Below are 23,242 nucleotides of genomic sequence, written 5' to 3' on the forward strand. Positions count from 1 at the left end.
GAAGGACCTTGGGCTCGGTGGCCAGACGGGCCGGTCCGGTCTGCGGATGATGCACGTCGATCCACCGCTTCGAGACGTCGACGCCGATGCACTCTTCTGTCATGATCTTCTCCTGTCCCTGTCGGTGCGGGGTCTGGTCACGCAGCCCCAAGCAACTGTTCAGGTTGACGATCCAAAGGCGGACGGCTCCCGCGCCGGCTCGCGGGCTCCAAGCCCTGGGACCTCACGGGATGCCGTCCGCCACCAGCACATTGACATGATTTCGTTAGACAGGGACCTCGCGCAGGTTCGAAAGAGGCCCCGGCTCGGGGCCGGGGCGGGCTGCTCCCTCACGCGTCCGGCGGGACCAGGCCCAGGCCGCGGAGGTAGACGCCGATCCCGCTCTCCAGCAGGTCCTCCGGCGGGAACGGGCTCTTGGTCCCCGGCGAGCCGCGGGCGAACAGCTCCACGACGCCGTGCGACAACGCCCAGATGTGGGCCGAGAACATCTGCGGCGGCGGCCGGCGCTCCGCCGGGATGTGCTCGCTCAGCTTCTCGGCGGCGTGCTGCAGCACCCCCAGGGCGCGGTTCGCGGCCTTTGCGAGCGCGGCGGTCCGCTGGATCGAGATGCCGCTCTCGAACATCGCCACGTAGTGGCCCGGATATTTCCGCGCGAACGCCAGGTAGGCCCGGCCCGTCCGCTCGAACGCCGCCAGCGCCGAGGGCTTGCCGTCGTCGTAGGCGTAGTCGAGCAGGTCGGCGAAGATCTCGTAGCCCTGCAGCGCCGCTTCGGCGATCAGATCCTCGCGCCCCTCGAAATGGCGGTAGACCGCGGCGGGCGTCACCCCGGCCTCGCGCGCCGCCTCGGAGAGGGTGAAGCCGGTCGGCCCCTTCTCCTCGATCAGCCGCAGCGAGGCGTCGACCAGCGCCTGGCGCAGGTTGCCGTGGTGATAGCCCTGCTTGCCCACGTCACCCCGCCCAGAGGTCCGGTCCGCCGACGAGCTTGGGGTCCGGCGCGCCGACCACGTCGGCCCGCTTGCCGGTGTAGTCGAGCCCGGCAAGGACGGACCGGATCACCGCGAGACGTGACCGGCGCTTGTCGTCGCCCCTGACGACGGTCCAGGGCGCCGTCTCCGAATGGGTCCGGCTCAGCGTCTCGCCGATGGCGGCGGTGTAGGCGTCCCACTTGCGCAGCCCGTCCACGTCCACCTGGCTGAGCTTCCACTGCTTCAAGGGATCGCTCTCGCGGTCGAGGAACCGCTCCAGCTGGGTGGCGCGGCCGACGTTCAGCCAGAACTTGCGGAAATGGACGCCTTCCTCGACCAGCAGCTTCTCGAACGGGCCGACCTGGTTGAACCAGTCCTCGCGCTCCTGCGGGGTGCAGAAGCCGAACACGTGCTCGACCACGCCCCGGTTGTACCACGAGCGGTCGAAGAGGACGATCTCGCCCGCCGTCGGGAACTGCGCGACGTAGCGCTGGAAGTACCATTGCCCGCGCTCGGCCTCGGTCGGCTTGGGCAGGGCGACGACGCGGGCGCCGCGGGGGTTCAGGTTCTCGGTCAGGCGCTGGATGGTGCCGCCCTTGCCGGCGGCGTCGCGGCCCTCGAAGACGAGGAGGATGCGCGCGCCGGTCGCCTTGACCCACGCCTGCATCTTCACGAGCTCGATCTGGAGCGCATCCATCTCGTCCTCGTACTTCGATTTCTTCATCCGCGTGGGATAGGGAAAGCGGTCGTTCGCCACGTCGCCCTTGCCGGACTCGGCGATCGCGCGGCGCACCTCGTCCGGGGCCTCGGACTCGAGGTAGCGCGTGATCGCGCCGTCGAACGGCAGTGCGCCGGGGTCGGTCATAAGTGAAAGTCCTTTACATGCCCGCCCAATATGGGCGGCCGGATCCCTCAGCGCAATCCGGCCCGCGCCGCGGCCCGGTCCACCGCCGCCGCGACCGCGTCCATGGCGGCGCGGTGCGGCATGTGGCCCATGCCGTCCAGCACCGTCAGGTCGGCGCCTTGGATCGCCTGCGACAGCGGGATCGAGTGGATGCCGATTGGCACGATCGTGTCGGCGTCGCCGTGGACGATCTCGACGGGCAGGTGGAGGGACGGATACCGCGGCTCCATCTCCACCACGTGCGGGCGCAGGGCGTTCACCTGCCGGGCGTTCGCGCGGAAGCGGCCGGGCGAGAGGATCAGCGCGGCGCCGGCCTCGTCGACGTAGCCCTCGGGCTCGGGCTGGGGGGCGAACACGCTCTCGATCGCGGCCGCCACCTGGCCGCGGGTCGCGGCGGCGGCGACGAGGGCGGGAACGACGGCGCCGCCGAGGCGGCTGTCGGTCGCCCTGTAGAGCGTGCCCAGCCCCCCGGGCCACGGCATCGCGACGCCCGAGACGTCGATCAGGCCCGCCGCCTCCTCGTCCAGCGCCCAGGCGAGCGCGACCGCGCCGCCGTAGGAATGGCCGAGGACGAGCGGCCGCTCGGCCCCCAGCGCCCGCGCGGCGGCGGCGAGGAGGCGGGCCTGCTCCGCCGGGCTCTCGGCGGCGAGCGTGAACGGGTCCGCGTAGGCCGGGTCGGTGCGGCCGGTATAGCCGAGGCCGGGCCGGTCGAAGGCTATGACGCGGTAGCGGTCCTGCAGCCGCGCGATCAGGGGCAGGAACTCCCGCAGGTTGCCGCTGGCGCCGTGGATCAGCACGAGGTCCGGTCCGTCGCCGCGCACCAGCGCGTGCACCGGCACGCCGTCCACGTCGAGGATCCGGCCGATCGGCGGATACATCGCCTCGACACTCCGGGTCCGTGCCCCGGCCCGCCACCAGACGACCGCGACGAGCAGGGCGAGGAGGATCAGGAGGCTAACGGCCAATCGCATCGAGGTCGTACGGCGTGGTCTGGTAGATCTGGTTGATCCAGTTGCCGTAGAGCAGGTGGGCGTGGCTGCGCCACCGGTTCTGCGGCGGCCGGGCCGGGTCGTCGTCCGGGTAGTAGCCCGGCGGCACCTCGATCGGCGTGCCGGCGGCGACGTCGCGGTCGTACTCCTCCTTCAGCGTGCCGGAATCGTATTCGAGGTGGTTGATGATGTAGAGGGCGCGTCGCTCGGGATCGTCGACGAGACAAGGGCCGGTCACGTCGGAGGTCAGCAGCGTCTTGAGCCCCGCGGCGTCGATGTCCTCCTGCCGCATCTCCGTCCACCGGCTGACCGGCATCACGCAATCGTCCGAGAACCCGCGCAGGTACGGCGAGGCGGGGTCGAGGTTCTGGTGACGGAAGCAGCCGAAGGCCTTCTTCGGCAGGGCGTGCTTGTAGATGCCGTGCAGGTGCCAGGCCATCGCCATCCCGCCCCAGCAGACGCCGAAGGTGGAATGCACGTTCGTCTGTGTCCAGTCGAAGACCTGCCGCAGCTCGTCCCAGTAGGTCACCTCCTCGAACGGCAGATGCTCGATCGGGGCGCCGGTGATGATGAGGCCGTCGAACCGCTCGCCGCTCGCCGCCACGTCCGAGAAGGGACGGTAGAAGGTCTCCATGTGGTCGGCCGCGGTGTTCTTCGTCTGGTGCTCGCTCATGCGGATCAGGCTCAGCTCGATCTGCAGGGGCGTGGAGCCGATCAGCCGGGCGAACTGGTTCTCCGTCTGGATCTTCTTCGGCATGAGGTTGAGGAGGCCGATCCGCAGCGGACGGATGTCCTGCCGCATCGCCTGATCCTCCGACATGACCATGACGCCCTCGCGGGAGAGGACGTCGTAGGCGGGTAGGTCGGCGGGCAGCTTGATCGGCATGAGGACGGGTCCGGAGATGCGAGAGGCCGATGTAGGCCCGGGGCGCGCGAGGGGCAAGCCTGCGGCCGCCGGGAGGGGGCGCGAAGAAATTTCGAAGAAATTTCTTCTGGGCCGCAGAACGAAATTCGACGAATTTCGTTCGCGCCCTTCGACGTCTCAGGGCAGGGCCGCCGCCACCGCCTCGATCACCTCGGCCTCGGTGCGGACCCCGTCGAACGCCGCTGCTGGCACCGTCACGCCCCAGCGCTCCGCCATCGCGCGGTAGCGGGGCTGGCGGTGCGCCAGCGCGCGGGCGTAGGTCCAGCGGACGAAGGCGTCGGGGTCCACCGCGTCCGGCGCGTTCCCGGACTCGGCGAGATACTCGTCCCACGCGGCGGTGAGGAACGCCGGCTGATAGGCCATCGGCTTGGGCGCGCGGTCGAACCGCTTCACCAGTTCGAAGGTGTGGGCGTCCGTCCCCTCGATCCAGACCGGCAGGACATGGGCCGACAGTTCGCGCATGATGGGATCGTCCGGATCGTCCGGATCGACCCATTCGCAGATCGACCCCCCGGTATCGCAGACGAAGTGCGGATAGCCGTACAGGGCCTCGGCCCGCTCGATGAAGTGGGCGGTGTCCATCAGCGTCGCGATCTCGGCGCGGCGGAACTCCTCCTGCCGCTTGCGGAACGTCTCGATCGAGTGCCCGCCCCTGGCCGGGTCGCCCGGCTTGCCGAGGTAGGTCGAGACCGGCGCGAGGTTCGAGAAGGTGATGTTGGAGCCGATGTAGATGGAATCCGACAGCAGCAGGTCGCGCAGGAACGGCACCTGCATCGCGTGGCGCTTGGCATTGTCGGCGATCAGCTCGCCCATGTAGCGGGTGCCGATGCGGTAATCGACCGAGTAGTGGAACCAGCCGCCCGCGCCCCGCAGGACCGAGCTGACATGCGTCTTGCCGAGGCCGGACATGCCGAACAGCAGCAGTCTCTTGCGGGGTGCGCTGCGCCATTCGTCGGCGGTCCGGTAGATCATGGGCGATGCCTAGCCGGGCGGGATGTCCTTTGCCAGCGGCTTTCGCCGCAGGAGGCGCCCTTCCAGGACCGCGAGGCCGAGGGCGAGGAGGGCGAAGCCGGCGTAGGCGCTGCCGTGGAGCGCCTCGCCCCGGACCAGCGCGCCGAGGACGATGGCGACGGGCGCGACCAGCAGGGTGGCCAGCATGGCATTGCCGCTGCCGGCCGAGGAGAGGATGCGCCAGTAGAACAGGTACGCGATGCCGGTCGCGGCGACCGAGATGTAGGCGACCGCGGCCCAGCCCGAGGCGGGCAGAGAGGCCGGCGGCGCCCCCTCGACCGCGAGGGCCAGCGGGATCGCGACGAGGGACGAGCCGGTGAGCATCCCGGCCGAGGCCGCGAGCGACGGCTCGCCCCGCAGCATCGTCCGCCCCCAGACGCCGGCGAAGGCGTAGCTCACCGTGGCGCCGACGATGGCGAGCTGGCCGAGCGAGCGGGGATCGAACGAGGTCAGCGCCGACGGCCCGATCGCCGTCGCGACGCCGACGAAGCCGAGCGCGACGCCGGCTGCCCGCCGCGCCGTCAGCCGCTCGTCCGCGAGCAGCAGTGCGGCGACCAGCACGCCCCAGACGGCGGTCGAGGCGTTGACGATGGCGGCGAGGCCGGTCTCGACGAACTGCTGGCCCCAGGCGATCAGCCCGAACGGGATGACGTTGTTGAGCAGGCCCATCCCCAGATACGCCCACCAGCGCCGCGGCGACGGCCGCGGCAGGCGCAGCGCCAGCAGGATCAGCCACAGCGTCAGCGCCCCGAGCGACACCCGCGCGGCGACGATCTGGAACGGGCCGATGGAGTCGAGCGCGACGCGGATGGCGAGGAACGAGCCGCCCCAGATGCAGGCGAGCGAGAGGAGGTCGATCCAGGTGCGGGCGGTGAGGGCGGCGGGCATGGCCGCCGGTGTGGCCGCGCCCGCCGGTGGGGTCAATCCGGTCCCTGCGACATGCGACGGGCCCCGGCGATGCGGGGCCCGTCACGTCCGCCGGTGGCGGGGATCAGAAGCGGAAGCCGACCGTCAGGCCCGCCGACAGGGCGTCGTTGTCGGTGAACTCGGCGCGCGCCTCGTCCGGCGTGCCGGTCTCGGGCATCGCGTCGCCGAGCCAGGTGTAGCGCACGCCGCCCGACAGGACGATGTCGCCCACCGTGTAGGCCGCGCCCAGCTGCAGCGAGTAGTTGCCATTCGTCGGCGACAGCGGCGAGACCAGGTCGTCCGACCCCTCGCCCTCGTATCCGACCGCGACCGAGGCGGAGAACGCGTCGCTGAAGCGGCGGCCGACGCCGACGCTGTAGGACGTGTTGCTCTCGATCTCGGTCAGGCTGTCCATGTCCCGCAGGCCGCCGTCCTGCGCGGTGTCGAAGAAAACCGGCGAGACGATGACGTCCTCGTACTTCGCGTAGCGCACGTTCGCGAACAGCAGCGTGTCCTGCGCGATGCCGGTCTGGAAGTCGATGTTGATCGCCTCGGGCGTGTTGACCGTGGTGGTCGACGTCGCCGACAGCGCCGGGTTCAGGACGTTCACGGGGACGCCGCCGAGAGTCTCGGTCGTCTCGAACTCGTGCTCCATCGAGGAATGGTAGGTGACCGCCAGCCGCAGGGCGATGTCCGGCCGCTCGTAGGCGGCGCCGACCACGTAGCCCCAGGCGTCGCTCTCCTCGAGCTGGACGTTGTAGCCGTTCAGCGTCGGAGCCGGGGCCGTGGGATCGAACGGGGTGCCGTAGGCGAGGCCGGACAGCGTGATCTCGGCGTCGAGGCGCTCGCGCACCACGCCGGCATGGACGCTGAACGCGTCGTTGATCCGGAAGCGGCCGAGGGCGGTGATCGCGCCGGAGTCCAGCCGTGCCTCGGTCCCGCCGAGGGCGGTCGCGGCCGGAGAGCCGCCGTACAGGACGTCCGCGCCGAAGGGCTGGTCGAAGATCACCGCGAAGGACATCTGCGTGCCGATATCCATCTTCACCGCGGCGCCGAACTGCGAGTAGTCCTCGCCGACGTCGTCGTAGTCGTAGCCCGGGAACGGCGGGCTGAGGTCCGAGCCGGTGACGTCCGGCACGATCCGCCCGAAGCTGAGCTCGGCGTAGTTGCCGTCCTCGAACAGCACGGTGATGTCCTGGTTCGACCGGTCGAGGCCGACAGCCCCGGCGGCACCCGCGGTCAGCAGAAGGGCCGCCCCGCTGGACAGAAGATGTTTCATGATGTCCCTCGTCACGTGAGTGTGTGATCCTCGTGACAACCGTTGGTCGCAGGGTCGCAATCGGTCAATCAATGACGCGGCGTTACGGCCAGATCGCAGGATTTGCGTAACCTTTTGGGCTCACGTCCGCCCGCGCGTGAGGTTCAGCCAGTTGGCGAAGACGATGACGCCCGCGCCGAGGAAGACGAACGGGTCCAGCGGCTCGGCATAGACCAGCATCCCGATCACGGCGACCAGCGGCAGGCGGGCGAAGTCGATCGGCATGACGAGGCTGGCGGGCGCCAGCGACAGCGCGGTCGTCAGGCAGAAATGCGCGACGAGGCCGGCGACGGAGATCAGGAGGACATAAGGAAGGGCCGCGGTCGAGGGCACCGCGATGGCGCCGTCGATGCCGGCGCAGACGAGGCCGAGGACGGCCTGCATCACCGTCAGCCAGAACAGGATCGAGGTCACCGTCTCGGTCCGCGTCAGCCGGCGGGTGAAGAGCGCCGAGAAGGCGAAGCCGATGGCCGCGAGCGCGGCGGCGATCAGGCCGGGGCTCAGCGTCTCGGCGCTGGGGCGCGCGACGATCAGGATGCCGCAGAAGCCGATGGCGGCGGAGGCGAGGCCGACCTTCGTGATCCGCTCGGACAGGACCAGCGGGGCGAGGAGGATCGCCCAGATCGGCTGGGTGAACTCCAGCGCGAAGACCTGCGCCAGCGGCGCGGCGGTGATGGCGAAGAACCACAGGTTCTGCCCCGAGAAGTGCGCGACGTTCCGCAGCCCGTGCAGGCCCATCCGGTGCGCCCGGATCTGCCCGCGCGTGCCGAAGGCGGATGCGGCGGCCAGCACGATCAGGATGCCGGCGAGGCTGCGGTACAGCATGATCTCGAACGTATCGAGCTCCACGCTCACCGCGCGGCCGGCCAGCGCCATCGAGGTGAAGGACACGATGGCCCCGGTCATCCAGAGGCCGGCCCGCAGCAGCGGGACCGGCGCCGTGGCGGCGGCGGTCATGCCTCGTCCGTCGTCATCTCGCGCCGGATGGCCGCGGTGCGGCGGCCCCATTCGCTGTCCCTCGTCCGGGCCTGGTGCGCCTCGAACGCGGCGCGGTCGGCGAAGCGCTCGCGCACCTCCCAGATCGTCGTGCCGGGCAGCTCCTCGACCTCGAACATCTCGCAGCCGGGTTCCTCGCGGGTCAGGCGCACATGCTCGGGCAGCAGGTCGCGCACCAGGGCCGCCTCGGCGGCGTCGGCGCAGATCAGGCGGCCGGTGACGGTGAAGGGCATGGCGGGTCCTCCCAGCGGTGCGGGCGGACCATGCGGCGGGGCGGGGGCGGGCGCAAGGGCGCGGTCAGTCGAGGAAGCGCTCTGGCAGGTCGTCCTCGCGGCCCAGGAGGGCGGCGACGGACCAGAGCGTGCCGCGGGCGACGTTCAGGCCCCAGGCGGCGGCTTCGCGGGCGAGGCGGCCGGCGACGAAGGCGGGGTCGCGGTTGGCAATGGGCGAGGACTGGCAGATCGCGTCGGGCGCGCGGCCGGCCCAGGCGAAGCTCGCCCAGCTGCGCCACAGGTGGTAGCCCTCGGTCACGACCACGAAGGTCTCGTCGGGCGACAGCATCGCCAGCGAATAGGCGGCGTTCTCGAGCGTCGAATCGCTTCGGATCTCGGCCCGCGCCGCGCCCGGGGGCACGCCTTCGGCGACGGCGATCCGAGCCATCTCGTCGGCGACGATCGGCGTCCGGCCGCCGTTCCGTCCGCTGAAGATCAGCGTGGCGACCTTCCCGGAGGTCTGCAGCCCCGCGCCGGCGAGCGTCCGGTCGAGGCCGCCCTCCGAGAGCCCGCGGAACCGGCCCAGCCCCTCGCCGAGGACCACCGCCGCGTCCCAGCGCCCGTCCAGATCGGCGCAGCGCGGCGATAGCGCCATCGACCCCGAGACCGCCAGGGCGGGGAGCAGCAGCGCCAGCAAGGCCAGCCAGCCGAGGCGGCGGAGCGCCCGCCTCACTCCCACTCGATGGTGCCGGGGGGCTTGGACGTGATGTCGTAGGTCACCCGGTTGATGCCCTTCACCTCGTTGATGATCCGCGTCGCGGTCTCGGAGAGGAAGTCGTGGCTGAACGGGTAGTAGTCGGCGGTCATGCCGTCGACGGAGGTCACGGCGCGCAGCGCGCAGGCATAGTCGTAGGTCCGCCCGTCGCCCATGACGCCCACGGTCCGCACCGGCAGGATCGCGACGAAGGCCTGCCAGATCTCGTCGTACAGGCCGTGGCGGCGGATCTGGTCGATGTAGACCGCGTCCGCCTTGCGCAGGATGTCGAGCTTGGCGCGCGTGATCTCGCCCGGGCAGCGGATGGCGAGGCCGGGGCCGGGAAAGGGGTGACGGCCGATGAAATGCGCCGGCAGGCCGAGCTCGCGGCCGAGCGCGCGAACCTCGTCCTTGAAGAGCTCGCGCAGCGGCTCGACCAGCTTGAGCCCCATCTTCTCGGGCAGGCCGCCCACATTGTGGTGGCTCTTGATGGTGACCGAGGGGCCGCCGGCGAAGCTGACGCTCTCGATCACGTCGGGGTAGAGCGTGCCCTGAGCGAGGAAGCGGGCGCCCTCAATCCCGTCGGCGTATTTCTGGAACACGTCGATGAACAGGCGGCCGATCGTCTTGCGCTTGGTCTCGGGGTCGCTGACGCCCTCGAGCGCGCCGAGGAACAGGTCCTGCTCCTGCGCGTGGATCACGTGCAGGTTCATGTGGTCGCGGAACATGCCCACGACCTCCTCGGCCTCGTTCAGGCGCAGCAGGCCGTGGTCGACGAAGACGCAGGTCAGCTGGTCGCCCACCGCCTCGTGGATCAGCGCGGCGGCGACGGACGAATCGACGCCGCCGGACAGGGCGCAGATCACTTTGGCGTCGCCCACCTGCTCGCGGATCATGCGCACCGCTTCCTCGCGGTAGGCGCCCATCGTCCAGTCGCCGGAGAAACCTGCGGCGCGGACGAAGTTCTCGTACAGCTGCGACCCACGGGGCGTGTGGTGCACCTCGGGGTGGAACTGCACGGCGTAGAAGTGGCGGCCCGGGTCGGCGGTGATCGCGAATGGCGCGCCGGGCGAGGTGCCGAAGACGCGGAATCCGGGGGCGATCTCGGCCACGTGGTCGCCGTGGCTCATCCAGACCTGCTCGCGGCCGGTGGAGAACCAGCCCTCCAGCAGGTCCAGCTTCTCGTCCGCCGGGGTGACGAAGGCACGGCCGAACTCGGCGGTGCCGTCGCCGGACAGGACCTTGCCGCCCAGCTCTTCCATCATCACCTGCTGGCCGTAGCAGATGCCGAGGATCGGCACCCCCAGCTCGAACACCTCGCGCGGGGGACGGGGCGAGCCGGGACGCGTCACGCTGTCGGGGCCGCCCGAGAGGATCACCGCCTTCGGCGCCTTCTCGGCCAGCATCGCGGCGGTGACGTTCTGGAACGGGTGGATCTCGCAGTAGACGTTCAGCTCGCGCAGGCGGCGCGCGATCAGCTGCGTCACCTGGGAGCCGAAGTCGATGATGAGGAGCAGGTCGTGGGCGTCGCCGGGCAGGGTCATGCCCCTGCCTCTAGGGCCGCGCCCCGGGCGAGGCAAGGCCCGCGCGGCGCGCTGGCGCACCGCCGGCCGGAGGGATCGGCTGGTCGGGAACGACCGGGCCGCGACGGAGTTGAGCGGTTGATGCGGACCGCGCCGGTCCCGCGCACCCACCGACACGAAGCGAAGGAGGAGGCCATGAACGACCTCGAAGCACTCTTCAAGCACTTCCTGAGAGACATCTACTACGCCGAGAAGCAGATCCTGAAGACCCTGCCCAAGATGGCGCGCAAGGCCGACTCCGACGAACTGAAGGAGGCGTTCGAGCATCATCGCGAAGAGACCGAGGAGCAGATCGAGAACCTCGAGAAGGTGTTCGAGCAGCTCGGCCTGAAAGCCCGCGGCGTCACCTGCGAGGCGATCCAGGGCATCATCGAGGAAGGCAAGGAGATCATGGAGGAGGCGGAGGACGGGGATACCCGCGACGCCGGCATGATCGCCGCCGCGCAGGCGGTGGAGCATTACGAGATCACCCGCTACGGCACCATGATCGCGTGGGCCAAGACGCTCGGCTACACCGACGCGGTGCCGCTGCTGGAGGCGAACCTCAAGCAGGAATATTCCGCCGACGACAAGCTGACGAACCTGGCCACCTCGACGCTGAACCGCGAAGCGGCCTGACCCCTCGGCGCGCCCCCTCCGGGGCGCGCCCGCACCCGGGCCGGTGGCGGGCGACGCCGCCGGTCCGGGCGACCCTCACCCCGCGACATGTCGTTTTTCCCCCCACGGCGGCGCAAACCCGCCGCGGCTTGCGGACCGCAACCGCTAAGAGGGCGGGAAACCGCAGCCTCCCGAGGGGTCCGATACCATGAGCGAAGTCAGTGCCCGCAGGCGGGGCGGCGGCGGCGCGGCGCGCCGGGCCGAGCGTACCGCGATCAGCGTCGAGACCGCCCGCTTCATCGAGCGCAACATCCCGAACTTCGAGGTGCTGGACGAGGAGGCGCTGCAGGTCATCGAGCACAACGCCGAGACCGTGCTCGAGGAGATCGGCGTCAACTTCGTCGAGAACCCGGCCGCGCTGGAACTCTGGCGCCAGGCCGGCGCCGACATCCAGGGCGAGCGGGTGCGCTTCCCCCGCGGCCTCGCCCGCGAGCTGTGCCGCACGGCGCCCTCCACCTTTACCCAGCACGCCCGCAACCCGCAGCGGAGCGTCGAGATCGGCGGGCGGAACCTCGTCCTCGCCCCGGTCTACGGCCCGCCCTTCGTGCGCGACGCCGACGGCGGCCGGCGCTACGCCACGATCGAGGATTTCCGCAACTTCGTGAAGCTCGGCTACATGTCGAAGTGGCTGCACCATTCCGGCGGCACCGTGTGCGAGCCAACGGACGTGCCGGTGAACAAGCGCCACCTCGACATGCTGCACGCCCACATGACGCTGTCCGACAAGCCGTTCATGGGCTCGGTCACCGAACCCAGCCGGGCGCAGGATTCGGTCGACATGTGCGGCATCCTCTTCGGCGAGGAGTTCGTGCAGGCGAACACGGTGATGACCTCGCTCATCAACATCAACTCGCCGCTGACCTTCGACGGGATCATGATGGGCGCGCTCGAGGTGTTCGCCCGCAACAACCAGGCCGCGATCATCTCGCCCTTCATCGTCGGCGGCGCGATGGCGCCGGTGACGGTGGCGGGGACGCTGACGCAGGTCCTGGCCGAGGTGCTGGCCGGCGTGGCCTACAGCCAGCTGGTGCGCAAGGGTGCGCCGGTGATCTTCGGCGCCTTCGTCACCTCGATCGACATGAACTCCGGCGCGCCGACCTTCGGCACGCCCGAGGCCTCGCTCATCACCTACGGCGCGGGGCAGCTGGCCCGGCGGATGGGTCTGCCCTACCGCTCGGCCGGCGCGTTCTGCGGGTCCAAGTTGCCCGACGCGCAGGCGGCGTACGAGAGCGCGAACTCGCTGAACATGGGCCTGCTCGCCGGCGTCAACTTCATGCTGCACGCCTGCGGCTGGCTCGAGGGCGGCCTCGTCGCCTCCTACGAGAAGTTCGTGATGGACGCCGACCAGCTGGGCGTGCTGCACGGCCTCGCCCGCGGCGTCGACCTGTCCGAGAACGGGCAGGGGATGGACGCGCTGCGCGAGGTGGGGCCGGGGGGCCACTACCTCGGCTGCGCGCACACGCAGGCGAACTTCAAGAGCGCGTTCTGGCGGACCGACCTCCTCGACTACAAGCCGTTCGAGACGTGGGAGGAGGAGGGCGCCCGCGATACCCAGGCGCTCGCCGCGATCCGCGTGCGCCGGCAGCTCGAGACCTACCGCCAGCCTGACCTCGACCCCGGCATCAACGAGGCGCTCGCGGACTACGTCGCCAGGCGCAAGGCCTCGATGCCCGACGCCTTCATCTGATCGCCCCCGATGGGCCCGCCCGCGCGCGGGCGGGAGAGGTCGCGCAGGAGCGCGGCCTCACCCATCAGCGCGATGAGCGTCTCGACGTGCACGGCGACCTTGTAGTCCGCCGTCCCCGACCGGCGCTGTTCGTCCAGTTCCACCTCGCGGTCCAGGAGCCGCATCAGCGCCGGCCCCGGACGGCCCGGCGCCGCCCCGCCCAGCACGCGCGGCAGCACCCTGAGGCGATCATAATCCTCCAGCCCGTACCGCGCCGCGCTCACCAGGAGTCGCGGCCGCCGAAGCGCCTTCACTCGTGTCTGCAGGTCTTCCATTCGCGCGCACTCCTTCCCCAAGGCGACGGCGACAAAGTTGCACGAATCGAACCACTGTTGCGCGATCGGCCGCAGGCCGCTCCGCACATGCAGACATTGTAAATCAAATGGAAACAGTCTTCCGCTGTGGTTCGAAATGTTAAGCTTTGGGTAACCAACTCAACCGTAGGTTTAGTGCTCCTGCAGCGGGAGCGGCAGGGGATGAAGACGGGGATTGGGAACATGGGCGGAACGGACAGGTCCGGTCCCGGCGAGGGGTTGCCGGACTGGGTGCCACAAGCGGCGCGGCATTACCTCGCGCATACCGAGGAGGGGCTGTCGATCCGGCAGCTGGCCCGTCGGGCGGACGTCCACGCCTCCACCGTCCTGCGCCAGATCCGGCGGACGGAGGGGCGGCGGGACGACCCGCTGGTCGACGATGGATTGCGGGCGCTGGCCCGCGACGCACGGTCGGCAGGACGGCAGCGCAAGGAGACGAGGATGGGAGCAAGGGTCGGACCCGGCGAGGCGGCGGGCGCGCAGAGGGTGCCGGGCGCGGACGAGATCGAGAGCCACGCGGCGCGGATCCTCCGCCGGCTCGCCGAAAGCGGCGCCGTGCTCGCGGTGGCCCGCGACATGGAGATGGGCGTCGTCGTCCGCGAATCTCCGGACGGCACGCCGCAGCGCACGGCGGTGGTCGGGCGTGGGATCGCGCAGGCGATGGCGCTGCGCGACTGGGTGGCGCCCGTCGATCCCGCGGCGCGGATCGTCCGCTACCGCATCACCGCGACCGGGCGGACCGCGCTGAAGGAGCTGCTCGCCCGTGCCGATCCGGCGCCGTCCGGCCTCGCCGAGGCGCGGGCCGGCTTCGACCGGCGGGGCGCGGATCCCGTGGACGACACGCTCCTCCGTCACGCCCGCAGCGCGATGCCCGAAAGTCCGCTCGTCGCGCTTGCCCGGCGGCGCGACCGGCACGGCGGCTACTTCCTGCCGCGGGACCTCGTCGCGGCGGGAGAGCGCCTGCGCGAGGATTACGAACTGGCGCAGATGGGCCCGCAGAAGGGAACCGACTGGCGCGCCGTCCTCGCCGGAGAGACGCCGCCCGCGGTCGGCCGGTCCGCCGATCCCGGCACCGCCGCGGCGGGCCGGCTCGCCGCCGCCCTGGCGGACCTCGGTCCCGGCCTCGGGGACGTGGTGCTGCGGTGCTGCTGCCTCCTCGAAGGGCTCGAGAGCCTGGAATCGTCGCTCGGCTGGTCGGCTCGTTCGGGCAAGGTCGTCCTGCGGATCGCGCTGCAGCGGCTGCGGCGCCACTACGACGAGACCGGGGGCCGGTTCGGCCCGATGATCGGCTGAGGACGGCCGACGGCGATTGACCGCGGCGATTGGCGGTGCACGTTCGCAGGGCATGAAATCTCTCGCCGCAGCGCTCTTCCTCATGGCCGCCCCGGCCGCCGCCGACCCGGCCGCCGTCGAGCAGGCCTTCAGCGACTGGGTTGCGGCCAACCAGGCCGAACCGGCGACGCTGGCCGTCCTGGACGACGGCGCGGTGGTCCGGCAGGCGGGCCTCGGAGCGGACGCGGCGGCGCCCCGACCGCTGGCGAGCCTGTCCAAGCCGATCACCGCCGCCTGCGTTTCGGCGCTGGTGGAGGAAGGGACGCTCGCCTGGACCGACACCGCCGGCGACTGGCTCGGCCAGAGAGGCCCCGGGAGCGCCGCCCGCCTCGCCGACCTCGTCACCCACGGCTCCGGCATCGGCCCCGACGAGACCCAGGGCGACGCGGCACTCGCCGCCGCGCAGGAGCCGCAGACGGCCGGCGTCGCCGCCCGCGCCTTGTCGCGGCCCCTCGCCGCGGAGCCGGGCACATACGCCTACAACAACGAGAACTACGCCATCCTCGGCGCCGTTATCGAGGCGGCGACCGGCGAGGCCTACGACGAGGCGTGCCGGACCCGCGTCCTCGATCCCGCCGGCGTGACCGGCCGGATCGGCGGCCGCTGGGCCGCCCACGGGCCGTGGGGCGGGTGGGAGATGTCGGCGCCCGACTATGCCCGTCTGATCCGCTGGATCGCCGACCGTCCGGCAATGGACGCGCCTGCGCTCGCCATGGGCGGCGGGGTACTGTCGACGCAGGGGCTGCTGCGGCGGGAGAGCGGCATCGCCTGGGGCTTCGGCCTGCTCTGCTGGAACGGCCGGGCGAACGGCGCCTACGCCGTCGCCCATCCCGACGGGCCGGCCATAGCGGTGACCTTCACCGGCTGCCCGGACGACGCGGCGCTTCAGTCTCTCGACGCGGCGCTCTTCGAGGCGGCGACGAAGTAGGCGACTCACGGTCCGTCCGGGTAGGATGGGGTGGCGGTTTCGTATAGCGTCCCAGGAATATGCCCAGCAGACGTCGCCCATCCGCGGACGAGGGGCCCCGGTTCCGCGCACCGGCGGGACGCCCGCGGCGGTGCCCCGGTCGCAGACCGCTTCCGACGAAAAGACGGCCGGGTTGCAGCACGTCCCGGATGGCATCGGGCAGCCAGCCATGCCGCCACCCTGTCGGACCCGGAGACCGGCCGTGTTCCCGGACCGCGCCACCCGGTGCGCGGCCGCCGCCGCCGTGACGGCCCTCGTACCGTGCGGCCTGATGCCGGACACCCTGATCGACACCGCCGAGGGCTGGCGCCCGGCCTCGGCCCTCGTCCGCGGGACCGAGGTCCATACCGTCGATGGCGGCCTGCGCTCCGTCGCCGCGGTCCGCCAGCTCGCCGGGCCCGGCGATGCGATCCGGATTCCCGGCGGCAGCTTCGGCGCCGACGACGAGACCTGGCTCTCGCCCGGCCAGATGATCCTGCTCGACACCGGCGCCGCGATGGGCCGGCTGAACGTCCCCGTCGCGCTGGTCCGGGCCGGGCACCTCGTCGGCCATCGCGGCGTCCGCCGCGGCCGCGCGCCGTCCGACCTGCTGTTCCAGCCGGTCCTGCAGGAGGAGGAGGTGCTCTTCGCCTCGACCGGCCTGCGGCTCTTCGCCCCGGGCCGGACCACCGACCTGGAGCCGCAATCCTACCCCGTCCTGACCCACGAAGAGCTGCGCGAGGTCCTGAGATGAGCCATGCGCCCGCCGCGGACCGCCCATTCGCCGCAGCCGCCGCGGTTGGCAGGGCCCCGCGACGGGTATAGGTAACCCTCACGCCCTGACAGGAGCCGACATGAGCCCCCGCGACCTCAGGATCCCCGGCGAGCGCCACCCCGAGAAGGCGCACCGCCCCGACAGCGCCGCCCAGCCGCGCAAGCCGGACTGGATCCGCGTGAAGGCGCCGACCAGCGCCGGCTACCGCGAGACCCGCGACATCATCCGCGAGCACCGCCTGTCCACCGTGTGCGAGGAGGCGGGTTGCCCGAACGTGGGCGAATGCTGGTCCCAGGGCCACGCCACGATGATGATCATGGGCGAGATCTGCACCCGCGGCTGCACCTTCTGCAACGTCGCCACCGGCCGGCCCGACGCGCTCGACGTGTTCGAGCCGGGGCGCGTGGCCGATGCGGTGAAGAAGCTGGGCCTCAGCCACGTCGTCATCACCTCCGTCGACCGCGACGACGTGGACGATGGCGGGGCCGAGCACTTCGCCCAGACGATCCGCGCCATCCGGCGGCAGGCGCCGGACACCACGATCGAGATCCTGACGCCCGATTTCCTGCGCTGCGGGCCCGAGGCGCTGGAGGTGGTCGTCGCGGCGAAGCCCGACGTCTTCAACCACAACCTCGAGACCGTGCCGGGCCTCTACCCGTCGGTCCGTCCCGGCGCACGCTACTTCCACTCGCTGCGCCTGTTGCAACGGGTGAAGGAGCTGGACCCGGCGATGTTCACCAAGTCCGGCCTGATGGTCGGCCTCGGCGAGACGGCCGAGCAGGTCCGCCAGGTGATGGACGACATGCGCGCCGCCGACATCGATTTCCTGACCATCGGCCAGTACCTGCAACCGACGCCCAAGCACCACGCGGTGGAGAAGTTCGTGACGCCGGACGAGTTCGCCGCCCTGGAGCGGTCGGCCTACGGCAAGGGGTTCCTGATGGTCTCGGCGACGCCGCTGACGCGATCCAGCTACCATGCGGGCGACGATTTCGCCCGCCTGCGCGCCAGCCGCGAGCGCCAGCTGGCCGCCCGCCCCGCGCCGGCGTGAGGGCGCTCGCCGCGTTCGCCGTCACCGCGCTCGCCGCCTGTGCGGCGGACCCGCCGGACCGCGGCGAGGTGCTGATCGTCGGCGACAGCGTCATGGCGTGGAACCGCCTGTCCGGCCAGTCGGTGGGCGACGTTATCGCGGCGGAGACGGGCCTCGCGGTCGCCAACGCCGCCGTGCCGGGCGCCGGGTTCCTGGACGGCGCCCCGTTCGCGCCCATCGGCACGCAGTACGCCGACGCGCCGGGCCGGCGCACCGTGGTGATCGCGGGCGGCGCCAACGACCTGCGGGGCACCTGCGGCTGCGAGAGCGGCTGCGCGCCGGTCCTGGACGCGCTCATCTCGGGCGGGGAGGGCGCGATCCCCGACGCGGCGCGGCGCGCGCTGTCGGACGGGGCGGACGTGATTCTCGTCGGCTACTATTCCGCGCCCGTCGGCGGCGGGCCGTTCTCGGTCTGCTCGGAGGAACTGGGTGACCTCGACGCCCGGCTCGCCGCGTTCGCCGAGGCGACGGACGGGGTGCGTTTCGTCGATCCGGACGACGCGATCGACCCGGCCCGGACGTCGCTCTACGACGACGACCGGACCCATCCCTCGCCCGAGGGGTCGGCCCGGATCGGCGCGCTGATCGCGGCAGAAATCGCAGAGGACAGCTGAAGGGCCCGCGCTTAACCCCGCCGTAAGGCGGGGCGGGGCAGGGTGACCGGGTCCGTTCCCCGAAAGGTCAGCCCATGATCCGACTCGCCGCAATTCTCTCGCTCGTCGCCTCCGCCGCCCTCGCCGCCCCCGGTTCGGGCGCGACCGCCGCCACCGGTCCGCACCTCGGTGCGCTGGTCACGGGCGGCCTCCTCGGAGCGCTGTTCATGGCGGCGCCGTCCCTGCCGCGGCCGCCGCGCCTTCTGCACCGCCGCAGGCGGGCCCGGGCCTGACCGGGTTCGCGAACCGGCCTTCGGCGATACTTGCCCGATAAGAAGATCGGTTGACCGACAGGTTTCGCCTTGCGGTTTTCGCCGCAGCCCCGGCTCTCCACATCTGTCTCGCTCTGCCACGGCGCCCGAAAGCAGTGGCCGCAGGCCGGCCCGCGGGGGCGGGTCGCGAAACGCCGAGGCGCGTTGCGTGAAACGCGGCGGGCGGCTTCCGGTGTCCTTGCGCCTACGCCCCTGCCGCGCGGCGGGCGGCGGCGCGGCGGACGGCCGGGACCTGCAGGGCGAGGCCGAGGGTGCGCAGGATCAGGCGCTGCCGCCATGGCTCCTTCGACTGCACCGCGCGCCGCACCCGTTCGGTCAGGCGGATCACGCGGGCCGCCTCGGGATGCCGCGCCGCCTCGTAGCCGTCCACCTCGCCCGACGAGATCCGCGCCGCGAGGTCCGCCGCATCCGCTATGCCGAGGTTCATCCCCCGCCCGCCGACCGGCGAGTGGCAGTGGGCCGCGTCCCCGGCGAGGCAGACCCGTCCGACGCGGAACGACGGCGCCTGTCGCACCGAGATGCGGAAGGTGCCGGTGCTGCGGATGGCCGACACCGCCATCGGCACCGGCAGAGCCGCCAGCGCGTCGGGATCGCTCGCGATGACGCGGAACCGCGCCCGCTCCAGCGGGACCACGACCGCGACCTCGCCGCCGGGCTTGAAGAAGCCGTGGAACCAGCGCGGGTCGGGCCAGCCGGGCGCGTCCACGTCCGCGATCGACCAGGTCTCCGGCAGATCGTAGCCTTCGAACGGCAGGCCGAGGGCGCCGCGCACGGCGCTGTGGACCCCGTCGGCGCCGATGACCCAGTCGTACTCCGCCGTCTCGCTAGCGACCGTGGCGCGTACGACGTCGCCGTCCTGCTCCAGCCCCTCGAAGGTCGTGCCGTACTCCACGGCGCCGCCCTCGCGCCGCAGCGCCGCCGCGAGATGCGCCTCGGTCCGGTCCTGGGCGAGGCCCCAGAGGCGGCTGTCCTCGCTATGGCCCAGCGGCAGGCGGCCGATCTCGCGCCGGCCGTCGTGCAGGATCGCGCCCTCGAACGGGATCGCCTCCTCGGCGATGGCCTTCGCCGCGCCGGACGGCGCGAGGAGGTCGAGCGTGCGGGACTGGATGCCGACGGCGCGGCTGAACGGCGACGGCGTGGCCCGCTTCTCGACGATCCGCGGGACGAGGCCGCGGCGGGCGAGTTCCACCGCGGCGGTGAGGCCGGTCGGCCCGGCGCCGACGACGAGGATGCGCATGGGGGGATGCCTTCTGCCCGTGCCGGCGCGATCCTGCGTCCGGCGCGGGCGACAGTCAAACTGGCGGCGTCATTCGACCGCCGGCACCGCCTTAACGTAGGCCGCGATGGCCGCGAGATCCTCGTCCGGCAGCTGGCTGACGTTTCGGATCACCTCGGCCATCTCGCCGCCGGCGCTGTCGAACTCGGGCGTGAAGCCGCTGTCGAGGTAGGCGGCGATGTCGTTCTCGGACCAGGACAGCCCGCCCGGCGTGATGTTCGGGATCGTCCCGTCGCCCGCCGGGTGCGGCGCTCCGCCCAGCCAGCGCCCGGTGTCGAGCTGCCCGAACGGGCCGCGCGGCGTGTGGCACTCGCCGCAATGGCCCAGCGCCTCGACGAGGTACTGCCCCTCGGCCGCCTGACCTTCCAGCCCCGGCACGATCCAGTCGTCCGAGAGGTACATCAGCTTCCACAGCCCGATGCCGCGGCGGATGTTGAAGGGAAAGCCCACCTCGTGCGGCTGACTCGGCGTCGCGTCGGCGGGCAGGGTGCGCAGGTGGGCGATCAGGTCGACCACGTCCTGCGGCTCGGCGCGGATGTAAGTCGTGTAGGGGAAGGCGGGGTAGTAGTGCGCGCCCTCGGGCGAGATGCCGCGCATGACGGCGTTCGCGATCTCGGCGTCCGTCCAGTCGCCGATGCCGGCCTCCGGGTCCTGGCTGATGTTCGGCGCGACGAAGGTGCCGAAGGGCGAGGCGAAGCGCTGGCCCCCGACGAGGACCGGCGCCTCCGCCGCCTCGGCGTCGGGCGCCGTGTGGCACCCGGCGCAGCCGGCGGCGTGGAAGATGCGGGCGCCCCGTTCGGCGTCGCCCTCGAGATCGGCCAGCGTCTCCGCCGGCAGCGGGTCGGGCGCGGACAGCACCCACCCGCCGGCCGCGACGGCGACCGCCAGGACGAGGACGCCGCCGAGGAGCCGCATCAGTTGTCGGACTGCCGGAAGTCCTCGTGGCAGCTGCCGCAGGCCTGCCCGACGGGGCCGAGCCCGGCCTGCATCGCCTCGAGCCCGTCGCCGGCCACCTGGACCAGCCCGGCCGCCGCCTCGTCCAGCTGATCGACGTGGGCCTGGAACTCCTCGGGGTTCTCCCAGATCGCGGGCAGCGCGCGGCTGTCCTCGATCTCGCCCGCCGCGGTGCCCTCGGGCCAGTAGAAGCGGTGCGACATCGAGGCGAGCGCGGCGAGGTTGTCGGCCGCGGCCTGGGCCGTTTCGGCGTCGTACTCCATGTTGCCGCGGGCCATGCCGCCGAGGACGCCGACCATCATGCCCTGCAGCTCCATGTGCGACTGACGCGCCTCGACGGCCGCTTCCAGCGGGTCCTGCTGGGCGAGGGCGACGCCCCCGGAAAGGATGACGGCGGCTGACAAGATCGTGAGTTTGCGCATGTTTCCGGCTCCCGGTGGCTGCGATGGCTTGCCCCCACGGTAGCTCGGCGGCGACATAGGGCCAGACGGCAATTGTGCGGATGGCCCCTTCGGAAATGCAGAGTGCGAACTGGGACGATTTCCGCTTCGTGCTGGCGGTGGCCGAGGCCGGCTCGGTCGGCAGCGCCGCCCGCGTGCTGGGAGTGAACCACGCCACCGTGCTGCGCCGGATCGCGGCGTTCGAGACGGCGCACGGCACGCAGCTGTTCCTGAGGACGGCGCAGGGCTACACCGTCCGGCCCGAGCAGCTGGCGGTGATCGAGGCCCTGCGCGAGACGGCCCGCGCGGTCGACGGCGTCGCCCGGACCATCCGCGGCCGGCGCAGCGCCGGGGCGACCCGGTTGCGCATCACCTCCACCGACACGTTCTGCGGGACCGTCCTGCCGCCGCTCCTCGCGCGGCTGCGGCGGGAGACTCCGGGCCTGTCGATCGACGTGGCGACCACGAACGTCGTGCTCGACCTCGGCCGGATGGACGCGGACATGACTGTTCGCCCCGCGCTGCAGCTGCCGGCCGACCTCGTCGGGGCGCCGGCGGGGCGGCTGCGCTTCGCCGTCTACGGGGCGGCGGAGGGCGGTGCGGATGCGTGGCTGGGGCTGCGGGGCATGCTGTCCCGCGCGCCGGCGGCGGCAGAGCTGGAGCGTCTGCTGGACGGCGAGACGCCGGAATGCGGCGCCGACAGTTTCGTCACGCTGCGCGAGCTGATCGCCGCGGGGCAGGGGCGGACGTACCTGCCGACGATCCTCGGCGACCCCGACCCCCGCATCGTGCGCGAGGACGGGCCGCCCGAGGTATCGGTGCCGGTCTGGGTGGCGCTGCACGGCGCCCTGTCCGACAGCCCGCGTCTGGTCGCGCTGCGCGACACGCTGGCCGGCTGGCTGCGGGACGCGCTCGGCGCCTCTAGCGGACGATCCGGCCGCCCGCCCGCTCGGGCGTGAGCCAGTCGGGCCAGCCCCAGACCTGCTCCACCGCCCAGAGAAGGACGCAGACGCCCACGACGGCGAGGACCAGCAGGATGCGGCTCAGGGGCGGCGGGTGCCGCGCCCACCGCGCCATCCGGAGGAGCCACAGCGGGTTCACGTGAACCTCACCTTGCCGATGAAGGGCAGGTTGCGGTTGCGCTGCGCGTAGTCGATCCCGTAGCCGACGACAAACTCGTCCGGAATCTCGAAGCCGGTCCAGTCCGCCTTCACCGCCGTCTCGCGCCGCGTCGGCTTGTCGAGAAGCGCGATGGTCTTCAGCCGCCGCGGCTGGCGCGCGGTCAGCAGGCCGATGACGTGGTGCAGGGTGAAGCCGGTGTCGACGATGTCCTCGACGACCAGCACGTCGCGATCCTCGATGCCGCCTCGCAGGTCCTTGAGAATCCGCACCTCGCGGCTCGACTCCATGGAATCGCCGTAGGAGCTCGCCTCGATGAAGTCGACCTCGACCGGCAGGTCCAGCTCGCGCACCAGGTCGGCGATGAACACGAACGAGCCGCGCAGCAGGCCGACGACGACGAGCTTGTCGGTGCCGTCGAACTCGGCCCGGATGTCGCGCGCCAGCGCCTCGATCCGGGCGGCGATCGACTTGGCCGAGATCATCTCGTCGATGACGTAGGGCTGATCCGCCATCCGTTCCTCCCACGGGGTTCCGCGGCCGCTTCTAGCCCCATCGGCACCGCGATTCACAGGGCAAAGTGCCGCCGGCCCGCGGCGATCCGCCTCTTGAAACCGCGGCCCCGGCAATGACATGGAAGGGCGAGCCGCCTGACGGGAGCGCCATGCCGACCCATTCCGAGACCCGCGTGCTGCCCTACAGCGCGCAAGCGATGTACGACCTCGTCGCCGACGTGCCGTCCTATCCGCAGTTCCTGCCCTGGACCGCGGCCGCCCGGATTCGCAGCCGCGAGGACAAGGGCGACCACGAGGAGATGCACGCCGACCTCGTGATCTCGTTCAAGGTGTTCCGCGAGAGCTTCGGCAGCCGGGTGCTCCTCTGGCCCGCGGAGAAGCGGATCGACACCGCCTATATCGACGGTCCGTTCAAGCACATGGAGAGCCGGTGGGGATTCCGCGACGTGGAGGGCGGCTGCGAGGTCAGCTTCCACGTCGATTTCGAGTTCAGGAACCGGCTGCTGCAGGGCGCGGCGAACATGTTCTTCATGGAGGCGATGAGCCGGATCGTCCGCGCCTTCGAGCGCCGCGCAAAGGAGCTTTACGGGTAGGGCGGGTGAAACCCACC

At 71.7% G+C, this 23,242-nt stretch carries 27 protein-coding genes; 10 read left to right on the top strand and 17 right to left on the bottom strand.

Annotated features, from left to right (window positions below; translation table 11 throughout):
* Positions 1-329: 329 nt before the first annotated feature.
* From A37W_RS0111265 to guaA, 11 genes are all read right to left on the bottom strand, one after another.
* Complete coding sequence (locus A37W_RS0111265; protein WP_018303139.1) at positions 330-947, bottom strand: TetR/AcrR family transcriptional regulator; 618 nt, start codon at positions 945-947, stop codon at positions 330-332.
* A gap of 1 nt (position 948) precedes the next feature.
* On the bottom strand, positions 949-1,830 hold the full coding sequence (gene ppk2, locus A37W_RS0111270; protein WP_018303140.1) for a polyphosphate kinase 2: 882 nt from the start codon (positions 1,828-1,830) through the stop codon (positions 949-951).
* A 47-nt stretch (positions 1,831-1,877) separates the two neighbouring features.
* Positions 1,878-2,834 carry an alpha/beta fold hydrolase gene (locus tag A37W_RS0111275; protein ID WP_018303141.1) on the bottom strand — a complete coding sequence of 319 codons (957 nt, stop codon included), beginning with the start codon at positions 2,832-2,834 and terminating at the stop codon, positions 1,878-1,880.
* Positions 2,824-3,744 carry a homoserine O-succinyltransferase gene (locus tag A37W_RS0111280; RefSeq protein ID WP_018303142.1) on the bottom strand — a complete coding sequence of 307 codons (921 nt, stop codon included), beginning with the start codon at positions 3,742-3,744 and terminating at the stop codon, positions 2,824-2,826. Before A37W_RS0111280 ends, A37W_RS0111275 begins: the two co-directional genes overlap by 11 nt.
* Before the next feature lie 156 nt (positions 3,745-3,900).
* Entirely contained in the window at positions 3,901-4,755 is an 855-nt protein-coding gene (locus A37W_RS0111285) for a hypothetical protein (RefSeq protein ID WP_018303143.1), read from the bottom strand.
* Between the two features lie 9 nt (positions 4,756-4,764).
* Complete coding sequence (locus A37W_RS0111290) at positions 4,765-5,682, bottom strand: DMT family transporter (RefSeq protein ID WP_018303144.1); 918 nt, start codon at positions 5,680-5,682, stop codon at positions 4,765-4,767.
* Positions 5,683-5,785: 103 nt separating this feature from the next.
* A complete protein-coding gene (locus A37W_RS0111295; protein WP_018303145.1) occupies positions 5,786-6,979 on the bottom strand; it encodes an OmpP1/FadL family transporter in 1,194 nt (397 codons plus the stop codon).
* Between the two features lie 120 nt (positions 6,980-7,099).
* Entirely contained in the window at positions 7,100-7,975 is an 876-nt protein-coding gene (locus A37W_RS0111300; RefSeq protein ID WP_018303146.1) for a DMT family transporter, read from the bottom strand.
* The gene (locus tag A37W_RS0111305; protein ID WP_018303147.1) at positions 7,972-8,247 is read right to left on the bottom strand and encodes a putative quinol monooxygenase; all 276 of its coding nucleotides are present in this window, start codon (positions 8,245-8,247) and stop codon (positions 7,972-7,974) included. Before A37W_RS0111305 ends, A37W_RS0111300 begins: the two co-directional genes overlap by 4 nt.
* 64 nt (positions 8,248-8,311) lie before the next feature.
* Positions 8,312-8,959, bottom strand: a complete 648-nt coding sequence (locus A37W_RS22820; protein ID WP_018303148.1) for a YdcF family protein — start codon at positions 8,957-8,959, stop codon at positions 8,312-8,314.
* Positions 8,956-10,518: a glutamine-hydrolyzing GMP synthase gene (gene guaA, locus A37W_RS0111315; RefSeq protein ID WP_086016998.1), complete on the bottom strand. Its 1,563-nt coding sequence runs from the start codon at positions 10,516-10,518 to the stop codon at positions 8,956-8,958. Before guaA ends, A37W_RS22820 begins: the two co-directional genes overlap by 4 nt.
* A gap of 180 nt (positions 10,519-10,698) precedes the next feature.
* Between guaA and A37W_RS0111320 the strand changes: the two genes are divergently transcribed.
* Both A37W_RS0111320 and A37W_RS0111325 read left to right on the top strand, forming a co-directional pair.
* Positions 10,699-11,181: a YciE/YciF ferroxidase family protein gene (locus A37W_RS0111320; protein ID WP_026198442.1), complete on the top strand. Its 483-nt coding sequence runs from the start codon at positions 10,699-10,701 to the stop codon at positions 11,179-11,181.
* Positions 11,182-11,368: 187 nt separating this feature from the next.
* Positions 11,369-12,907, top strand: a complete 1,539-nt coding sequence (locus A37W_RS0111325) for a trimethylamine methyltransferase family protein (protein WP_018303151.1) — start codon at positions 11,369-11,371, stop codon at positions 12,905-12,907.
* On the opposite strand, the gene A37W_RS21575 is transcribed toward A37W_RS0111325, so the two are convergent.
* The gene (locus A37W_RS21575) at positions 12,862-13,221 is read right to left on the bottom strand and encodes a DUF6477 family protein (RefSeq protein WP_018303152.1); all 360 of its coding nucleotides are present in this window, start codon (positions 13,219-13,221) and stop codon (positions 12,862-12,864) included. The two genes, A37W_RS0111325 and A37W_RS21575, sit on opposite strands and share 46 nt — an antisense overlap.
* Positions 13,222-13,422: 201 nt before the next feature.
* Here A37W_RS21575 and A37W_RS0111335 point away from each other — a divergent pair, with 201 nt between their 5' ends.
* The 6 genes from A37W_RS0111335 to A37W_RS0111360 all read left to right on the top strand — a co-directional run bounded on the left by A37W_RS0111335 (position 13,423) and on the right by A37W_RS0111360 (position 18,289).
* The gene (locus A37W_RS0111335; RefSeq protein ID WP_229666064.1) at positions 13,423-14,553 is read left to right on the top strand and encodes a DUF6456 domain-containing protein; all 1,131 of its coding nucleotides are present in this window, start codon (positions 13,423-13,425) and stop codon (positions 14,551-14,553) included.
* A 52-nt stretch (positions 14,554-14,605) separates the two neighbouring features.
* On the top strand, positions 14,606-15,520 hold the full coding sequence (locus tag A37W_RS0111340; protein WP_018303154.1) for a serine hydrolase domain-containing protein: 915 nt from the start codon (positions 14,606-14,608) through the stop codon (positions 15,518-15,520).
* A 283-nt stretch (positions 15,521-15,803) separates the two neighbouring features.
* Positions 15,804-16,292: a Hint domain-containing protein gene (locus A37W_RS0111345; protein WP_157236477.1), complete on the top strand. Its 489-nt coding sequence runs from the start codon at positions 15,804-15,806 to the stop codon at positions 16,290-16,292.
* A gap of 100 nt (positions 16,293-16,392) precedes the next feature.
* Complete coding sequence (gene lipA / locus A37W_RS0111350; protein WP_018303156.1) at positions 16,393-17,364, top strand: lipoyl synthase; 972 nt, start codon at positions 16,393-16,395, stop codon at positions 17,362-17,364.
* Positions 17,361-18,017, top strand: coding sequence for an SGNH/GDSL hydrolase family protein (locus A37W_RS0111355; protein WP_018303157.1), 657 nt, complete (start codon positions 17,361-17,363; stop codon positions 18,015-18,017). Before lipA ends, A37W_RS0111355 begins: the two co-directional genes overlap by 4 nt.
* 74 nt (positions 18,018-18,091) lie before the next feature.
* Positions 18,092-18,289 (top strand): hypothetical protein, encoded by a 198-nt coding sequence (locus tag A37W_RS0111360; protein WP_018303158.1) that lies wholly within the window; start codon positions 18,092-18,094, stop codon positions 18,287-18,289.
* A 223-nt stretch (positions 18,290-18,512) separates the two neighbouring features.
* On the opposite strand, the gene A37W_RS21580 is transcribed toward A37W_RS0111360, so the two are convergent.
* The 3 genes from A37W_RS21580 to A37W_RS0111375 all read right to left on the bottom strand — a co-directional run bounded on the left by A37W_RS21580 (position 18,513) and on the right by A37W_RS0111375 (position 20,980).
* A complete protein-coding gene (locus A37W_RS21580) occupies positions 18,513-19,565 on the bottom strand; it encodes an FAD-dependent oxidoreductase (protein WP_018303159.1) in 1,053 nt (350 codons plus the stop codon).
* Positions 19,566-19,634: 69 nt separating this feature from the next.
* On the bottom strand, positions 19,635-20,519 hold the full coding sequence (locus A37W_RS0111370) for a cytochrome c (protein ID WP_018303160.1): 885 nt from the start codon (positions 20,517-20,519) through the stop codon (positions 19,635-19,637).
* Positions 20,519-20,980 carry a c-type cytochrome gene (locus tag A37W_RS0111375; protein ID WP_018303161.1) on the bottom strand — a complete coding sequence of 154 codons (462 nt, stop codon included), beginning with the start codon at positions 20,978-20,980 and terminating at the stop codon, positions 20,519-20,521. The genes A37W_RS0111370 and A37W_RS0111375 overlap by 1 nt, the downstream gene beginning before the upstream one ends.
* A gap of 80 nt (positions 20,981-21,060) precedes the next feature.
* On the opposite strand from A37W_RS0111375, the gene A37W_RS0111380 reads away from it, so the two are divergent.
* A complete protein-coding gene (locus A37W_RS0111380; RefSeq protein ID WP_081617097.1) occupies positions 21,061-21,957 on the top strand; it encodes a LysR family transcriptional regulator in 897 nt (298 codons plus the stop codon).
* Here the strand turns inward: A37W_RS0111380 and A37W_RS0111385 are convergent.
* Both A37W_RS0111385 and hpt read right to left on the bottom strand, forming a co-directional pair.
* On the bottom strand, positions 21,920-22,099 hold the full coding sequence (locus A37W_RS0111385; RefSeq protein ID WP_018303163.1) for a hypothetical protein: 180 nt from the start codon (positions 22,097-22,099) through the stop codon (positions 21,920-21,922). The two genes, A37W_RS0111380 and A37W_RS0111385, sit on opposite strands and share 38 nt — an antisense overlap.
* On the bottom strand, positions 22,096-22,632 hold the full coding sequence (gene hpt / locus A37W_RS0111390) for a hypoxanthine phosphoribosyltransferase (RefSeq protein WP_018303164.1): 537 nt from the start codon (positions 22,630-22,632) through the stop codon (positions 22,096-22,098). The genes A37W_RS0111385 and hpt overlap by 4 nt, the downstream gene beginning before the upstream one ends.
* A 149-nt stretch (positions 22,633-22,781) precedes the next feature.
* On the opposite strand from hpt, the gene A37W_RS0111395 reads away from it, so the two are divergent.
* Positions 22,782-23,225, top strand: coding sequence for a type II toxin-antitoxin system RatA family toxin (locus tag A37W_RS0111395; RefSeq protein ID WP_018303165.1), 444 nt, complete (start codon positions 22,782-22,784; stop codon positions 23,223-23,225).
* The last annotated feature ends 17 nt before the right edge of the window (positions 23,226-23,242 follow it).

Origin of the sequence: Wenxinia marina DSM 24838 (assembly GCF_000379485.1) — a bacterium.
GTDB classification, from domain to species: domain Bacteria; phylum Pseudomonadota; class Alphaproteobacteria; order Rhodobacterales; family Rhodobacteraceae; genus Wenxinia; species Wenxinia marina.

Coding starts and splice junctions, on each gene's coding strand:
- A37W_RS0111295 (WP_018303145.1), bottom strand. CDS start 6,979: ATGAAACATCTTCTGTCCAGCGGGGCGGCCCTTCTGCTGACCGCGGGT.
- A37W_RS0111380 (WP_081617097.1), top strand. CDS start 21,061: ATGGCCCCTTCGGAAATGCAGAGTGCGAACTGGGACGATTTCCGCTTC.
- A37W_RS0111305 (WP_018303147.1), bottom strand. CDS start 8,247: ATGCCCTTCACCGTCACCGGCCGCCTGATCTGCGCCGACGCCGCCGAG.
- A37W_RS0111290 (WP_018303144.1), bottom strand. CDS start 5,682: ATGCCCGCCGCCCTCACCGCCCGCACCTGGATCGACCTCCTCTCGCTC.
- A37W_RS0111320 (WP_026198442.1), top strand. CDS start 10,699: ATGAACGACCTCGAAGCACTCTTCAAGCACTTCCTGAGAGACATCTAC.
- A37W_RS0111395 (WP_018303165.1), top strand. CDS start 22,782: ATGCCGACCCATTCCGAGACCCGCGTGCTGCCCTACAGCGCGCAAGCG.
- A37W_RS0111340 (WP_018303154.1), top strand. CDS start 14,606: ATGAAATCTCTCGCCGCAGCGCTCTTCCTCATGGCCGCCCCGGCCGCC.
- A37W_RS0111370 (WP_018303160.1), bottom strand. CDS start 20,519: ATGCGGCTCCTCGGCGGCGTCCTCGTCCTGGCGGTCGCCGTCGCGGCC.
- A37W_RS0111285 (WP_018303143.1), bottom strand. CDS start 4,755: ATGATCTACCGGACCGCCGACGAATGGCGCAGCGCACCCCGCAAGAGA.
- A37W_RS0111325 (WP_018303151.1), top strand. CDS start 11,369: ATGAGCGAAGTCAGTGCCCGCAGGCGGGGCGGCGGCGGCGCGGCGCGC.
- A37W_RS21575 (WP_018303152.1), bottom strand. CDS start 13,221: ATGGAAGACCTGCAGACACGAGTGAAGGCGCTTCGGCGGCCGCGACTC.
- lipA (WP_018303156.1), top strand. CDS start 16,393: ATGAGCCCCCGCGACCTCAGGATCCCCGGCGAGCGCCACCCCGAGAAG.
- A37W_RS0111360 (WP_018303158.1), top strand. CDS start 18,092: ATGATCCGACTCGCCGCAATTCTCTCGCTCGTCGCCTCCGCCGCCCTC.
- A37W_RS21580 (WP_018303159.1), bottom strand. CDS start 19,565: ATGCGCATCCTCGTCGTCGGCGCCGGGCCGACCGGCCTCACCGCCGCG.
- A37W_RS0111335 (WP_229666064.1), top strand. CDS start 13,423: ATGAAGACGGGGATTGGGAACATGGGCGGAACGGACAGGTCCGGTCCC.
- A37W_RS0111280 (WP_018303142.1), bottom strand. CDS start 3,744: ATGCCGATCAAGCTGCCCGCCGACCTACCCGCCTACGACGTCCTCTCC.
- hpt (WP_018303164.1), bottom strand. CDS start 22,632: ATGGCGGATCAGCCCTACGTCATCGACGAGATGATCTCGGCCAAGTCG.
- A37W_RS0111300 (WP_018303146.1), bottom strand. CDS start 7,975: ATGACCGCCGCCGCCACGGCGCCGGTCCCGCTGCTGCGGGCCGGCCTC.
- A37W_RS0111375 (WP_018303161.1), bottom strand. CDS start 20,980: ATGCGCAAACTCACGATCTTGTCAGCCGCCGTCATCCTTTCCGGGGGC.
- ppk2 (WP_018303140.1), bottom strand. CDS start 1,830: ATGACCGACCCCGGCGCACTGCCGTTCGACGGCGCGATCACGCGCTAC.